Origin of the sequence: Pedobacter xixiisoli (assembly GCF_900215335.1) — a bacterium.
In the GTDB taxonomy this organism is placed as follows: Bacteria; Bacteroidota; Bacteroidia; order Sphingobacteriales; family Sphingobacteriaceae; genus Pedobacter; species Pedobacter xixiisoli.
On the sequence record NZ_OCMT01000001.1, the window covers coordinates 745,181 to 760,244 of the forward strand.

Genomic DNA, 15,064 nt, shown 5'->3' on the forward strand with positions numbered 1-15,064 from the left:
TGAAAAACATGAAATATATTAATATTACATTATTAACGATAATCATAAGCGCTATTATTTTTAGTTCTTGCAAAAAAAATATCAATCAATCAGAAGGTGTAGTTAATTCCTTTGCTGCTTTACATGTTTTAAAAAGTGCTTATAAGGGAAGTGAGATTACGTTATCTGCTAAAGATCTGGCAGGCGCCAATCTTGTTGGCGGGGTGGTGATTTCTAATTTATCTGGTAAAAATTTTCCTGAGGCAGGTTTGATCATTCAAAACTCTGATAGAGGACTAACCAGAGGTATTTTGATAGGCGTAACAGGTGGGACAATTCCTTTTGCCACTGGAGATTCTGTAGTTGTAGATGTATCTGGAGCTGTATTAGGAAAGGTTTCGAGCTCATTGCAGCTTAAAAACATTTCTTTAGATAAAATAAGAAAAGTTAGCTCAGGAAACTCAGTTTTAGTGAAATCAGTTTCTCTAGGTGAAATGGTTACGAATTTTGCTACTTATGAGAATACATTAGTAAGTATAGTTGCGGATACTAAGCCATTGCCTGAGGCTGGTGAAACTTATTCAGGTAATAAAACTTTAGATGATGGCTCTGGTTCTACAATTTCTTTATTCACGCAAAATAATGCAGCTTTTCAAGGAAATAGCCTTCCTGCAAGTGCGACTTATAAGGTAATCCCCATATATGGAAATGCTACAGGTGGTTATGGAGATGTAAAGCAAGTAAGAATTAGAACTATTGCTGATGTTTCAAATGCCAGCGGACCTATCTATCCAAATTGGCCTGAAAGCTTTGAAAGTCCAAATTATTTAGTGAAAGGTTCGTACAATATGAATACACCAGCTATTCCAAACAACAATGTTGATCTTAAAACTGGTAATTGGAAATTAGAACAAGCTATTTTGGGATTTACAGATGGCCGGGATAGGTTTAATGCTCCTGGTTTACAGTGTATTCGTATGCAGCAAAATTTAACAGTTCCTGCTTACGTACAAATGAATTTCGATTTGCCTAATGGGGCTTCTAAGGTTACCTATTGGCAAGGTGCTTATTATACCGATGCAATTAGTACACTTCGTCTAGAATATTCTGTTGATGGCGGTGTAACTTGGGTTGCAGCAGCTCCGGACGTTAGAGCACAAAGCGGCGGTTCAAGACAAGAAACAGTATTGTTAGATATTAAAGGTAAGGTGCGTTTCAGGATTACCAAATTAGGTCTGGGTGCTACTAGTGTTCCTAATGTTTTAAACGGTAGACTATGTATAGAAGATATCGCTGTTTACTCTAACTAGTGGTGAATTATTGAAAATTTATAAGGAGAGATTTATTCTCTCCTTTTTGTTAACACAGACTAATGTTTTGAGAATGAACCGTAGAATATTTTTAGAAAGATTTGGGCTTCTCGCTACCGGAATGGTGGTAAGCTTAAAATCAAATGCTTTCAATCAACTTAAGCATGGCAACACTATAACTGGTAAAGTAACCGATGGTAAAAAGGGTATAGCCGATGTGGTGCTGTCTGATGGATTTGCAGTCGTAAAAACTGATGCCAATGGAAATTACTCCATTACTTTAACTGAAAAATCAGAATTTCTGTTTTTAAGTACGCCTGCTGGCTATGATTTTAAAACGGATTTAGGTAGTGTAAATAGACAGTACGAAACTTTAGGAGCTCGTAACGAAGTCAATTATGTGCTAAAGAAATTAAAGCAAGATGATGATAAGCACCATTTCATTATTTGGGCAGATCCACAAGTTAAAAACAAAAAAGACGTAGCGCAGATGATGGCAACATCAGTGCCTGATGTAAAGCGCTTGTTGAAAGAATTGGGCTCCAGAGCTTTAGTGCATGGTATTGGTGTGGGCGATCTAGTTTGGGATAATTTGCCTCTTTTCGATGATTATAACAAAGCCGTGGAGTTGATGGGCATTCCGTTTTTCCAATGCTTAGGTAACCATGATATGGATTATCGCATGGGCGGAGATGAAACTTCCGATAGAACTTTCAAAAAATACTACGGACCAACTTACTATTCGTTTAATAGAGGTAAAGCGCATTATATTGTATTAGACGACGTGAGGTATTTAGGTGAAGACAGAAAATATGATGGTTATATTTCTAAGGAGCAATTAGCTTGGATGGAGAAAGACTTGCAGCATGTGCCAAAAGATAATTTGGTGATCATTAATGCGCATATTCCAATCCACAATAGTGTGAAAAACAACGAAGCTTTTTATGATATCTTAAGAAGCTTTAAGAATGTTCATGTGATGTCTGGTCATACGCACTACAACCGTAACGTTATTAGAGATGGTGTTTTTGAGCATAATCATGGTGCGGTTTGCGGTGCTTGGTGGACCGGTCCAATTTGTAGCGACGGTGCGCCTCGTGGTTATGGTGTTTATGAGGTAACTGGCAAAAAACTGAAATGGTATTATAAAGGAACTGACTTAGATAGAAAACATCAGGTAAGTCTAGATATTGAAAAGCTAACTGCTAATAACCGGATTATTGCTAATGTTTGGAATTACGATCCTGAGTGGAAAGTAGAGTGCTTTTTAGACGGCGTTTCGGCGCCGATGGAAATGATGAAAGGTTTCGATCCAGAAGCAGTGAGACTTTATAAAGGAGATAAGCTTCCGGCAAGTAGACCATTTGCCGAACCAAGCAGAACGGAGCATTTGTTTATGGCGCATTGTAGTTCTTCTGTTAAATCGGTGAAAATAGTAGCTACTGATCGTTTCGGCGAACAATTTAAAGCAGAGAAGAAACTAAGCTAATTCAATAATTTTCCACGGCTGAGCGATGAATAAGTTTGATATTAAACCTGTGCATCTGTGGCCAATTTTCCAAATTTAATTTTTAACTCCATCCATTGATAATGAAAAAACTATTTTACCCATTAGGAATTTTACTTTTAGGGATAGCGGCCTGTTCTGTTAAAAAATCGACTACAATGACTCAAGTTGCTTTTCCAAATTTCAGTGCCGAAGCACATAGGGGTGGTAGAGGCCTAGTGCCAGAAAATACCATCTTGGCAATGAAAGATGCGATGTCTTATCCTAATGTGACTACTTTGGAAATGGATACACACATCACCAAGGATGGAAAAGTGGTGGTAACTCACGATGATTACCTTAGTCCAGGTTTTATGCTTACACCAGAAGGTAACGAGATTCCAGCTTCAGATGCTAAAAAATATAACGTTTTTAAAATGGATTATGAGTTGTTGAAGACCTTTAATATAGGAACTAAGTTTCATAAAGATTTTCCTCAGCAAAAGAAAGTGAAAACCTATATTCCATTGCTAGCTGATTTGATTGATGAAGTTCAAAATGAAATCAAGACTAAAAACAAAAAGCAGTATTTCTACAATATCGAAACTAAATGTAGTGCAAAAGGCGATGGGGTAAGTAATCCAACACCAGATGTGTTTGTGAAGTTGTTGATGGAGGTAATCAAGTCGAAAAAAATAGAACCGTACGTGGTTATTCAGTCTTTCGATAAGCGTACTATCCAAATCATCAATAAAGAATATCCAAATATTAGAACGTCTTTTTTAGTGGCTAATAAGAAGACTTATGAACAAAATATTGCTGATTTAGGATATAAACCATTTATTTTAAGTCCGGCTTATCAAATGGTAAATGCTGAAATGATTAAGAAAGCACATGCGGATGGGATAAAAGTCATTCCTTGGACGGTAAATACTGATAAAGAGATAAAAGAATTGAAGGCTTTAGGTGTAGATGGTATTATTTCAGACTATACAAACCTTTTGTGAGTTTTAAAATAACGATTTGTAGTTTACAATTAGCCTAATAATCAATCAACTAATTTGTCATACATAACGATTAACCGACTAACCAGTTAATCAATTAACCTAAATTACAACTAACCAACTAAATATGGGATTTAGAATATTTCCAGGACCAGCACCTCATAAGCCTTTATTGCCAGATGAAAAAGTAAAATCAATATATAGTAGAGAGCGAATTAAAGTATTCATCGGTATTTTCGTAGGTTATGCCGCTTATTATTTCGTTCGTAAAAACTTCTCTTTTGCTATTCCCGATCTTCAGCTTCAGGAAAATGGAGGTTTCAGCAAGAAAGAATTGGGTTTTGCTTTCTCTGCGCTATCCATAGCTTATGGTTTCAGTAAGTTTTTGATGGGGAATATCTCTGATCGTAGCAATGCCCGTTACTTTCTTTCTATCGGATTGGTTTTGTCGGCTTTTACGATGATTTTTATGGGCTTAGTGCCGTTTGCAACTTCTTCTATTGCGTTAATGTTTGTACTACTTTTTATTAACGGATGGGTGCAGGGAATGGGATGGCCGCCATGTGGTAGGGTAGTAGCGCATTGGTATTCTGTACGCGAAAGGGGGACGGCAATGTCTATCTGGAATTTGGCTCATAATGTTGGTGGTTTCTTAGTTGGGCCTTTAACCGTTTTAGGCTTAGAATTATTCGCTGATTGGCATGCGAAATTGTACTTCCCTGGCTTAGCGGCTCTTTTGTTTGCTGTTATAGCCTTTGTATTTGTAAGAGATACGCCACAGTCCGTGGGGTTACCTGCCATAGAAGAATATAATAATGATTATCCTAAAAGCTACGATGCTAAAACTCAGGAAAAGGAATTTTCTGCTAAAGAAATCTTTTTTAAATATGTGTTCAATAATAGGTTGCTATGGTTTATTGCCATCGCTAATGCTTTTGTTTATTTGGTAAGGAACGGTATTATCAACTGGGCTCCAACTTTTTTACAGGAGGCTAAAGATTATACACAGGCAGAAGCAGCTTGGGCTTCGGGCGGATATGAATTGGCGGCTATTCCAGGTACTTTGCTTTGTGGTATCATGAGCGATAGATTGTTTAAAGGCAGAAGAGCTCCAGTTACGATCATTTACATGGCCTTTACGTTAATTTCGGTAATTCTTTATTGGAAAACCTCAAACCATCACTTGATGCAAAATATCTCTCTTTGGGCTATAGGTTTCTTTATTTATGGTCCGGTAATGTTGATTGGTGTGCAAGCTATAGATTTAGTGCCTAAAAAAGCAGCAGGTACGGCGGCTGGTTTAACGGGGTTGTTCGGTTATTTTATTGGCGATTTACTAGCAAATGCGGCATTGGGTGCTTTGGTAGATGATTATGGCTGGGATGCTTGTTTCATTACCATTGCTATTTCTTGTATTTTAGCAATCTTCTTTACCGCCTTTACTTGGAATAGAGAAAAGAAAAATTTAGCTAACCTCGCACCTTTATCGCATTAATAAAAGAATCATGATAGTTAAAAATAGATTTATCGTTATTGTACTAGCCTCTTTATTGTGGTTTGGCAAAGCTGATGCTCAAACTAAACCCTATGATAGTACCTACCGTCCAGGTAAATACAAAGAATTGGTGCAGAAGTTTAACGCAGAGCCAATTACTAAGAAAGAATATGTTTTTTTGGGGAATAGCATTACCGCTGGTACAGATTGGAGCAAATTGTTGAATTTGCCACAAGCAAAAAATAGAGGAATATCTGGGGATATTACTTATGGGGTTTTGGAGCGTTTGCAAGAAGTGATTGACAGAAAACCAGCAAAGGTTTTCGTGTTGATTGGTATCAATGATATATCTAGAAATATTCCTGATAGTTTGATTTTGCAAAACTATAAAACAATTATCGAACGAATTAGGAAAGGTTCGAAGAAAACCCAAATCTATTTCTATACGATGTTGCCTGTTAACGCATCATTCGAGAAGTTTAAAAACCACTATGGTAAGGATGAACATATCCTTTATTTAAATGATGAGATTAGAAAGTTTAAGGCAAAAAAAGTAGATGTTATTGATTTGTATCCACACTTTCTAGATGGTGATAAGAAGCTAAGGGCTGAGTTGACCAAAGATGGCCTGCATTTAATTCCAGCTGGTTATGAAGTTTGGGCAAAGGTTTTAAACGAAGGCGGATATTTGAAATAATACTAAAACAAAACCTCCTGTAAATTTTTACAGGAGGTTTTGTTTTTAATCTATACTTGATTACTTGTTAGAGCTCTTTATTGATGTGTCTAAAAGGTGTTTTTCATTGTTTTGACTAGCCTTTAGCTGGAGCTTCTTCTGTTTTTGGAGCTTGGTGAGGTCTTCCTCCTTTTCGATCTTTCATTCTTTCCTTTATTTTACCTCTCATTTCTTCTCTAGAAGCAGCAAGCTTTGTTTTTTGTTCTGGCGTTAATACAGCATCAATCTTTTCTTGATGTGCTTTCATTTCAGACTTTCTTTCTTCGAATCTGGCTTTCATGGTAGCTTCGTCTTTTTGTCGCACGCCATCATGTTTTTTGATTCGGTCTAGCTCTAGCTGTTTGATTTTTGCTTTTTGGTCAGCGCTTAGGCTTAATTTAGTCTCTAATGCAGCTGCTGATTTTTCAGCTCTTTCTTCAGCAGTTAATTTAACTCTTTCTGTTCTTTGTGTTCTCTCAGGTTTTTGAGCGTAGCTAGCTGTAAAGCCTAGTATAGCAAAAGCTACGGTAAATAATAATTTTCTCATCTCTTTTCAATTTTAAAGTTTCATTGTTTTATTATTGAGATGAAAAGATTGACCAAAAGTTTAAAAGCTGCTATGTTAAAAAATGTTAATTAAATTTAGTTAGACTTACGAAGTTTTTTAAAACTTCGTAAGTCTGTTTGATCAGTATCTGGGGCTAAAAACTAATTCTTATTCAATTGAGAAATTGATTTTTGCATTTGCGCCATCATATTAGATAAAGTCTCGATAGTTGGCTCTGGTGTTGGTTCTGGTAATGCTGTAGAAAGATAAGCCTTCGCTTTCCAAATCTCTAATATGTCTTCAGCAGGTACTGAATACGGATCATATACTTTATTGTCAGATACCAGTTTCAATTCTCGTTCTTCCTTAAATTTATTACCAGCACGTTTGTAAACTACACCTTCGTTTTTGCTAATGATGACATAAGTTTCCCCAATTTTGATGTCATTCCAGTTATCAAGATATTCGCCAATAATGATACTGCCAGATTGAATCGGTAGCATCGAATCTCCCTTGATCTCAAAGGCTCTGTAAGTGCCTTGTTTTAAAGAGGGGATAGGTAATTGGAATTTAGGTAAGTCTTGGATGTATTGTGGGTCAGAAAAACCGTTCATGTAACCGGCACTAGCTTTAACAGGAACCAGTTCAATGTTCTCGTTATCGTCTTTGTCTACAGATATACTTAATACGCGTAGATTAGAACCTTGGCTTTTGGGCTGTGGTTTCCAGTTATCATTTATCTTTTCGTTGATGAACTCATCAATCGTTAGTTCGAAATATTCTGCTATTTTTTTTAGTAAATCGTATTTTGGCTCTGCCCTGTCTTCTTCGTAAGCGCCAATTAAAGAACGCTTAATTTCCATGTTATCAGCAAATTGTTGCTGTGTTAACCCTTTTTTCTTTCTAAGGTATTTAAGATTGGCTGAGATATTAGACATACAAAATAATTTAAAATAAATTTGTTTTTACTAAAATTGTTAGTATTATTGTGCCAATAAAATTAGTAATTATAATTTGTATCGCCAAATAATATCTAATATAATTAGTTTTTAACCTTTAGTTATAGCATTATGAAAAAGATTGTTTACATCGTTACCGACAGAAATCGTACTACTTTGCACGTTGGCATGAGTGCCGATTTAATGAAGACTTTAGATTTCTATAAGAAAATGCCAAACCTATTCTTCGATAATGCACAACAACTAACTCGTTTGGTTTATTTTGAAGAATTTAGAACAGAGGCTCAAGCTTTGAGCAGGTTTAAAATCGTAAGCAGATTTACCAGAGCTCAAAAAGAAAGATTAGTGCGTGCTTGTAATCCAGATTGGATTGATTTGACAGCGGGATTAGATTTCGAAAATATGCACATCCATCGAATCAACAATCAATCTTTATTGCCATTTGTTGCTATATAAAATAAAACGAGCGCTAATTTTGTTAGCGCTCGTTCTTTTTATTATTCTAGAGTTTTAGCTTTAGACTTTCTGCTTTTTAACTTTCTACCATCCTGGAGCAAAGGTTAAACCAAATACACCGCCGTTAACATCTTTACGAGTAAAAGGAAAAGCGTAATAAGGCTCTAAAATCATTGCGCCAAATAAATTTACCCTAACCGATATACCAGCACTTAAAGCAGGCACACGTTCTATGAAATATTGTTGCCCGTTTGGATAGGTGCCAATCCTTGTTTCAGATGGACTACTTTTAAATTTCACTTCTGTATCTTCTGTCCAAGCTACACCAGCGTCAAAAAATAGGTTTAAATCAGTAAATAAGAAGTTTGACGGTATTTGTGCTAATTTCTTAGGTCCAGTAAAAGGTAATCTTATCTCAAAATTAAATACAGCTAATTTACTTCCTGATAGTTGGTTGATATCAAAAGCACTGGTATTTGCATTTTGATTATTGTAGAATGAGTTAGGCTCATATCCTCTAATCAAATAGTTATAACCGGCGTAAAGAGGGTATAGATTTTCTCCATGCCTGCCTAAACGCATGTAATTATGAGAACGTACTGCAATAGTAATTGGCTTTATTCTAAAGTATTTCCTTACATCTATAGCTACTGCCGTGAAATTGTAGTCTCCGTAATATCTCTCTGCACCAATTCTGTACCTAAAACCATCTAAGGGAGCAGTAACACCGAAGATAGAGTTGTCTCCTACAAAGTACGCATTGGTTTGAAAGATGTTAAATGACCTTAAGCGAGTGCCTAGTGAATTTTCAATTTCGTCTGTGCCTACTTTTTCTCTCTCCGATCCAGCATACCCGAGTATATTTCCGTTAGCATCAAGTGCGTAAAAATTATTGAAACGAGTTACGCTATAACTGTATCTAGAAACTGCGCCTCCTAGTTCAAAGCGATGTGCTTTGTTGAAGGGATAGGCTCCGAATAGTTGTACTTGGTCTTCAAAGGTTCTTAAGATATTGGTTTGGTCCACTAAATAATCTTGATTATCTCGGGTAACTTGCTCTCTGCTTAAAAAACCTGTAATGTATGGAATGTGTGAGATTGAACCACCCCAATTAATGCGACTCGCTTGGTTGATATAGGCAACCATTCCGCCAAAATCTTGAATTTCTCCATTGATAGCCAAGTTGGCTACAATTTGATTTTGACCAACGATATCACTGAACATACCCATTACTCCACCTTGCATACCTGTTCCAAAACGGCTGGTACTTACACCAACGCCGCCACTATTGGCCAAGTAATCTAAACGGAACTTAGGACGGTAAGGGATATTCCTCAATGAATCCAAATGCGTACGTTCAAATCTGCTAAAATTGCTCAGGTTCGAGTTCACTACATTTACCCCTATATTTTCTTTAGGAGGAAGGATAGCTGCATCGAAATTAACGTCATTTGCATTAACATCTTTTGCCTTGAAATTGCTGTAGGCCGAATTATAAAGTGTATAACGTTGGTAACGGTAGTAGCTATAAATTATATCGTCATTTCTAGATACTGTAATTGCTGGTGAGAATTCGGTAATGCCGCTAATACCTGTAAAATAGTCGGTAAGCTGTTTTACATTGCTGTTCTCTAAATTATACTCGTATAAGTTTCTAAAACCATCACGATTGGATAGGAAGAATATACGTTTACTATCTCCAGAAAACTGTGCATTAAGGTTGTTAGCTCCTGCAAATACAGGAACATTGCTTAAAGCTTTAGTATCGATATCAAAAATTGTTAGGTTGATAGGATTTACAGCTGCTAAATTTCCCGATTGTATAGCAGCTCTGTCAGAAGAAAAGACTATTTTCTTTCCATCTGGAGAATAACTCGGTGCGTAATCGGAGTACTCATCGTTGGTAATTTGAGTTACCTGCTTGGTGTCGAAGTTGTAAGAAAAGATATCACTTTGGCCTTCTACCATTCCAGAAAAAGCAATGTCTTTGCCATTTGGCGACCATGTTAAGTTTCCGAATTGCTCTACTTTATCCATTCCAGTGTTCAACAGCGTTTTGCCATTGGCGATATCAATTACTAGCATTTTATTTCGGCCTTTGCTAAAAATACTGAAGGCAAATTTTTTGCTATCCGGAGACCAGGCACCTGCGGATTCTAGGAAGTTGAAATCGTCAATATGGCTGCTGGAAATCTGACTGCTGAGCTTACGGATGATTTTTCCAGTTTTCGCATCTGCTAAGAAAAGGTCTATACCAAACAAATCTTTCTCCGATAGGAATGCTAAATATTTACCATCGGGGCTAATTGCAGGTGCAACGTTCATATTTCCTGCATTTTTGTTGTCTATAATTTTAGCACCGGAGATTTTGATTTGCGAACTGTCTGGTCTCAACATTGGACGATAATGCTGTTCGATAGCGTTTTTCCATAAGCCAGATAAAGTTCTGTCATCGTACCCAAAAGTATATCTGATACCGTTTTCATAACCAAATTTTGCCGTAGCTTTAAATAACGGAACGATAGTGGTATCGCCATAAAGCGAACCTACAAAAGTCCAGAAAGCTTGTCCGTAACGATACGGGAAATATTTGTTAGAATTGGTTAAATCTTTCAAAGAAGGGATATCCCTGTTGAGTAAGGCGTCACGCATCCACATCGAAGTAAATGCATCTTTTTTGCCTACAGAAAGATATTCGGCCATACCTTCAACCATCCAAAGTGGTGTTTGACCCACGTTTTCTAAAGGAATAGAATCCTTTTCTAGTAGTAAATGGTATTGAAAAGCATGGACAAGCTCGTGGCCTAAAACGTGTCTGGTTTGACTACCTAGCTCCATTACAGGCATAATCACCCTGTTTTTAAATGCTTCGGTAACACCGCCCGTACCCACACCAATTTCACCTTGTAGTGCTGTGGTTTGTTGGAAATCTGGATGGTTGTTGTAAAGGATAATCGGATTTTTCTTAAAGAAAGTATCTCTAAAAATCTCCTGATGCATTTTGTACCAAGTTTCTGCATCCTGTGCAAATTTCTTAACTACCTTGTCGTTTTTTAGGTAATAGTAAATGTCAAAATGTGGGGTTTCCATCACTTTGAATTTCTCATTTTTATATCGAACCTTATTTTGTCCGAAATACTGTGCTTTTGAAGTAGAAAAGCATAGTAATGCAATAGATAAAACTAGAGTGACTTTTTTTAAAAAATTGTTCATAAACGAATAATTTTAAGACTATGGTATTATAAGCGTATTGTTAGGCGAGAATTAGTTGTTTTTCTCGTTCTTTTCTTTCTCTTTTTGTTCTTTTTTCTGCTTTCTCTTCAGTTCTCTCTCTTCTTTTCTAGTGAGCGGAGGAGTGGTAGCTTCTTGTTTTGGCGGTGTTTCTGCAGTCGGTTTTTTCTCTTCTACTTTTGTTGTAGCAGGCTCAGTTTTTATGGCCTCATTAATTTCTGGCATTGGTAAGTCTAAGTCCAACGAGTCAACTACTACAGAGTCAGTTTCTACTGTATCTACTGGCGGGCGAGGAGTAGGGCAGTTATAGGTACGGGTAATTTCTACTTTTGGTTTAGCAAAAGATCCATAGGTGTAACCACTCAAAGGGTCTAGGTAAACTTTCTCCATAAATTTGGCGAAAATTGGCAATGCCGTTCTTGAGCCTTCGCCCTGTTCGCCATTTTTGAAGTGTGCGGTACGTTCATCGCAACCTACCCAAACACCAGTAACCAAATCTTTGGTGATGCCCATGTACCAAGCATCTACGTAATCCGAAGAGGTTCCAGTTTTACCACCGATTTGATTGTTCTTTTTGAATAAGGTATTCCATTCCCACAAGGCCTGAGAAGTACCTCTTGGCTCTTCTATACTACCTCTAAACATGTACAGCATTAGCCAAGCAATTTCTTCGCTAAGTGCACGCTTAAACTTGGCCGTAAATTCTTCAATAACGTTATTATTCCTGTCGGTGATTTTCTCCACCAGAATAGGGTCAACTTTGTTTCCTTCGTTTAAGAAGGTACCGTAAGCTTTAACCATTTCGTAAACCGTAACATCATTAGAGCCTAAACTTACAGACGGAACAGATTCTAAACGACTATCAATACCACATTTGTGAGCCCATTTTACCACGTTGTCCCAGCCTACTTTTTCGGTAACCTGTGCAGTAACGGTATTTACCGAGCGGCCCATTGCCCAACGTAAAGACATTTCTTGATAGCTAACGTTGTAATCAGCATTTTTTGGTTCCCAATATTTGGTTTCGCCTTTATCCTGATAAGAAATACGAACAGGTTTGTCGGTAAATTTATCACATGGGCTCATACCACTTTCTAAAGCTGCTAAATAGGCAAACGGTTTAAATGTAGAACCTGCTTGACGTTTCGATTGATTAACGTGGTCGTATTTGAAGAATTTATGGTCAATACCACCTACCCAAACTTTGATTTTACCGCTTTTAGGTTCTAAAGTCATCATTCCTGTATTCAAAATTTTTCCGTAGTAACGGATAGAATCCATGGTAGAAAACAAAGTATCTCTATCTCCCTTGTAGGTGAAGATTTTCATTTTCTTTTTCTTGTTGAAATAAGCTTCAACAGAATCAGGTTGGTTAGGGAATTTTTTCTGTAATAAGGCGTAGATAGGTAGTGATTTTTTCGCTCTATCTGGATAGTCTACTTTTTTACGTTCGCTGTCTTCCCAAGGATCTTCGTTGCCCCAAACGCTATAAAATCTGCGTTGTAAAATACGCATTTGGTCTTTTACGGCATCTTCTGCATAGCCTTGCAATTTAGAATCAATGGTAGTGTAAATTTTTAAGCCATCCTCATAAAGGTCGTAGTTGTTTTCTTCGCACCATTTCTCCAGATATTTGTCTACTGCAGCTCTAAGGTAAGAGTCACCATCGCTAGTTTCCTCATCATTGCCCGCTTCGATACCAATAGGGGCAGCTTTATACTTTACAGCTTCTTCTTTGGAAATGTAGTCGTATTTGCTCATCTGAGAAATAACCACATTTCTTCTTACCATAGATTTTTCAGGATTTTTGATAGGATTGTATGAAGTGGTAGCTTTTAACATGCCCACCAATAATGCCGATTGAGGCACACTCAGCTGATTCGCTTCTTTGTTGAAATAAATTCGTGAAGCTGTTTTGATACCGTAGGTGTTATTTCCAAATGAGACCGTGTTAAGGTACATCGTGAGGATGTCATCTTTACTATAGTTAGATTCGAGCTTTATCGCCGTCATCCATTCTTTTAACTTAGGGATGATGGTTCTTGCCAAAGGAATGCGTTTAGTCAAGCCAGATGATTTGTTGTATCGAGTTCTGTAAAGGTTTTTAGCCAATTGTTGTGTAATGGTACTTGCGCCACCTTCTTTACCCATTCCTGCTACGGCTCTTCCCAAAGCTTGGATATCGATACCAGAATGCTTATAAAAACGAACATCTTCGGTAGCAATTAACGCATTCACTACGTTTTTAGAAATATCTTTGAAATCTACAGGTGTTCGATTCTCTTTGAAATATCTACCAATCAATTTTCCGTCAGAAGTGTATAACTCTGAACCAACTCGTTGCGATGGACTTTTGATATCGGCATAAGAAGGAGAGTAACCAAATAACCATAAGAAGTTGATTTGCAGTGCACAAAAGAAGAGGATGGTGAAATATATAAAGATGATTAAATACCTGAAATATTTATTTTTAATTTCTTTAAACATGCTGTAAAGATGTAAAAAACGTGAAAAATTATCTGTTAAATTGTGTTAAAACAAACAATACAAATTAACGTATTTAATTTACTTAATTTTAGTTCTATCTTTAAAATTTTAGCCACAAATGCACAAATGATAAATTTTGGATGTGAAATTTAAGATGTGCTGTTCAGTACCAATTAAATAGAAAACAAAATCGTCTGTAGGTCTGTTGCCAATTTCTAAACTCATAAATAATTGTTAATTCGCTATTAAGCCTAGATATAAATAATTTTGTGCTAAAAGACAGTGATTATTTTATCGAGCGCTCATCATCCATTAAAAAACAAAAAACAGAAAGATGAAAACCAATACCGATAAATACTTAGTAAAATCTGATAAGAAAGTAAAGATTAAAGATTTTGATACAGATTATAATGGACATTTAGATAAAGAAGCCGGTAAACAAGAGTTGGATGCCGTAAAGGAAGAGCTGTCGGAATTTCAGGAGGTGTTGTATGCCTCAAATACACATTCGGTTTTAGTGCTTTTTCAAGCGATGGATGCCGCAGGAAAAGATGGAGCTATTGCACATGTGATGTCGGGCTTGAATCCGCAAGGTTGTCAGGTTTACAGCTTTAAAACACCAAGCAGCGAAGAATATGACCATGATTTTTTATGGAGACATTACAAAGCTCTGCCAGAAAAAGGGCGAATAGGTATCCATAATCGTTCGCATTATGAAAATGTGCTGGTTTGTAAGGTGCATCCCGAATATATTATGAGTGAAAATCTACCTAATTATAGTTCTGTAGATAAGATTGATAAAGGCTTTTGGAAAAATAGGTATGAGAGTATTCGCAATTTTGAGAAGCATTTAACAGCTAACGGTGTAACGATATTAAAGTTCTTTTTGAATGTTTCGAAAGATGAGCAGAAGAAGCGTTTTCTAGATAGGATAGAAGACCCAACTAAGAATTGGAAGTTTTCATCTAGCGATATCAAAGAAAGAGCGCTGTGGGATAAATATATGGACGCTTACGAAGACGTATTGAACGAAACTTCGACTGATTATGCGCCTTGGTATGTAATTCCAGCAGATAAAAAGTGGTACACAAGGTTGGCGGTAAGTCAAATTATTGCAGAAACTTTAAAGGGGCTGAAATTGGAATATCCAGTGCTAGTGCAGGAAGAAGCCGATAAGTTAGCTGAATACAAGAAGCAATTGTTAGAAGAGAAATAGGGTTCTTGGTAGGGCATGAGGCATAAGTTATTTATAAAACACATAGACACATAGATTTATTGTGATATAATTCTATGTGTCTATGTGGTTAAGTTTGGCTAATAAGATGATAAGTTTTTGCGCTTCAAAACTCACCTAATCTCAATTAAGCCGCCCATTTTCGTAAATGTATTTGTACT

11 protein-coding genes are annotated in these 15,064 nt (G+C 36.7%); 7 read left to right on the top strand and 4 right to left on the bottom strand.

Going from position 1 to position 15,064, the window contains the following annotated elements; genetic code table 11:
• Positions 1–8 precede the first annotated feature (8 nt).
• The 5 genes from CRO54_RS02975 (at position 9) to CRO54_RS02995 (ending at position 5,971) form a co-directional block, all read left to right on the top strand.
• On the top strand, positions 9–1,289 hold the full coding sequence (locus CRO54_RS02975) for a DUF5689 domain-containing protein (protein ID WP_097128512.1): 1,281 nt from the start codon (positions 9–11) through the stop codon (positions 1,287–1,289).
• Between the two features lie 73 nt (positions 1,290–1,362).
• On the top strand, positions 1,363–2,778 hold the full coding sequence (locus tag CRO54_RS02980; RefSeq protein ID WP_097128514.1) for a calcineurin-like phosphoesterase C-terminal domain-containing protein: 1,416 nt from the start codon (positions 1,363–1,365) through the stop codon (positions 2,776–2,778).
• 101 nt (positions 2,779–2,879) lie between these two features.
• Positions 2,880–3,782 (top strand): glycerophosphodiester phosphodiesterase family protein, encoded by a 903-nt coding sequence (locus tag CRO54_RS02985; protein ID WP_097128517.1) that lies wholly within the window; start codon positions 2,880–2,882, stop codon positions 3,780–3,782.
• 124 nt (positions 3,783–3,906) lie between these two features.
• Positions 3,907–5,274, top strand: a complete 1,368-nt coding sequence (gene glpT / locus CRO54_RS02990) for a glycerol-3-phosphate transporter (RefSeq protein ID WP_097128520.1) — start codon at positions 3,907–3,909, stop codon at positions 5,272–5,274.
• Positions 5,275–5,284: 10 nt separating this feature from the next.
• Entirely contained in the window at positions 5,285–5,971 is a 687-nt protein-coding gene (locus CRO54_RS02995) for a GDSL-type esterase/lipase family protein (RefSeq protein ID WP_097128523.1), read from the top strand.
• 115 nt (positions 5,972–6,086) lie between these two features.
• Here CRO54_RS02995 and CRO54_RS03000 read toward each other — a convergent pair whose 3' ends face one another.
• The gene (locus CRO54_RS03000) at positions 6,087–6,536 is read right to left on the bottom strand and encodes a hypothetical protein (RefSeq protein WP_097128526.1); all 450 of its coding nucleotides are present in this window, start codon (positions 6,534–6,536) and stop codon (positions 6,087–6,089) included.
• 161 nt (positions 6,537–6,697) lie between these two features.
• Positions 6,698–7,474, bottom strand: coding sequence for an XRE family transcriptional regulator (locus CRO54_RS03005; RefSeq protein ID WP_097128529.1), 777 nt, complete (start codon positions 7,472–7,474; stop codon positions 6,698–6,700).
• Positions 7,475–7,606: 132 nt separating this feature from the next.
• Here CRO54_RS03005 and CRO54_RS03010 point away from each other — a divergent pair, with 132 nt between their 5' ends.
• Positions 7,607–7,951, top strand: coding sequence for a GIY-YIG nuclease family protein (locus tag CRO54_RS03010; protein ID WP_097128532.1), 345 nt, complete (start codon positions 7,607–7,609; stop codon positions 7,949–7,951).
• A gap of 84 nt (positions 7,952–8,035) precedes the next feature.
• Here the strand turns inward: CRO54_RS03010 and CRO54_RS03015 are convergent, their stop codons facing one another.
• Positions 8,036–11,164 carry a basic secretory protein-like protein gene (locus CRO54_RS03015; protein ID WP_097128534.1) on the bottom strand — a complete coding sequence of 1,043 codons (3,129 nt, stop codon included), beginning with the start codon at positions 11,162–11,164 and terminating at the stop codon, positions 8,036–8,038.
• A gap of 51 nt (positions 11,165–11,215) precedes the next feature.
• Positions 11,216–13,669, bottom strand: a complete 2,454-nt coding sequence (locus tag CRO54_RS03020) for a penicillin-binding protein 1A (protein ID WP_097128537.1) — start codon at positions 13,667–13,669, stop codon at positions 11,216–11,218.
• Positions 13,670–14,003: 334 nt separating this feature from the next.
• Here CRO54_RS03020 and CRO54_RS03025 point away from each other — a divergent pair, with 334 nt between their 5' ends.
• Positions 14,004–14,885 carry a polyphosphate kinase 2 family protein gene (locus tag CRO54_RS03025; RefSeq protein ID WP_097128540.1) on the top strand — a complete coding sequence of 294 codons (882 nt, stop codon included), beginning with the start codon at positions 14,004–14,006 and terminating at the stop codon, positions 14,883–14,885.
• Positions 14,886–15,064: the final 179 nt, after the last annotated feature.

Excerpts from the sequence above, each read along its gene's own strand:
- glpT (WP_097128520.1), top strand. The coding sequence starts at position 3,907 with ATGGGATTTAGAATATTTCCAGGACCAGCACCTCATAAGCCTTTATTG.
- CRO54_RS02975 (WP_097128512.1), top strand. The coding sequence starts at position 9 with ATGAAATATATTAATATTACATTATTAACGATAATCATAAGCGCTATT.
- CRO54_RS02995 (WP_097128523.1), top strand. The coding sequence starts at position 5,285 with ATGATAGTTAAAAATAGATTTATCGTTATTGTACTAGCCTCTTTATTG.
- CRO54_RS03025 (WP_097128540.1), top strand. The coding sequence starts at position 14,004 with ATGAAAACCAATACCGATAAATACTTAGTAAAATCTGATAAGAAAGTA.
- CRO54_RS03000 (WP_097128526.1), bottom strand. The coding sequence starts at position 6,536 with ATGAGAAAATTATTATTTACCGTAGCTTTTGCTATACTAGGCTTTACA.
- CRO54_RS03015 (WP_097128534.1), bottom strand. The coding sequence starts at position 11,164 with ATGAACAATTTTTTAAAAAAAGTCACTCTAGTTTTATCTATTGCATTA.
- CRO54_RS02980 (WP_097128514.1), top strand. The coding sequence starts at position 1,363 with ATGAACCGTAGAATATTTTTAGAAAGATTTGGGCTTCTCGCTACCGGA.
- CRO54_RS03010 (WP_097128532.1), top strand. The coding sequence starts at position 7,607 with ATGAAAAAGATTGTTTACATCGTTACCGACAGAAATCGTACTACTTTG.
- CRO54_RS03005 (WP_097128529.1), bottom strand. The coding sequence starts at position 7,474 with ATGTCTAATATCTCAGCCAATCTTAAATACCTTAGAAAGAAAAAAGGG.
- CRO54_RS03020 (WP_097128537.1), bottom strand. The coding sequence starts at position 13,669 with ATGTTTAAAGAAATTAAAAATAAATATTTCAGGTATTTAATCATCTTT.
- CRO54_RS02985 (WP_097128517.1), top strand. The coding sequence starts at position 2,880 with ATGAAAAAACTATTTTACCCATTAGGAATTTTACTTTTAGGGATAGCG.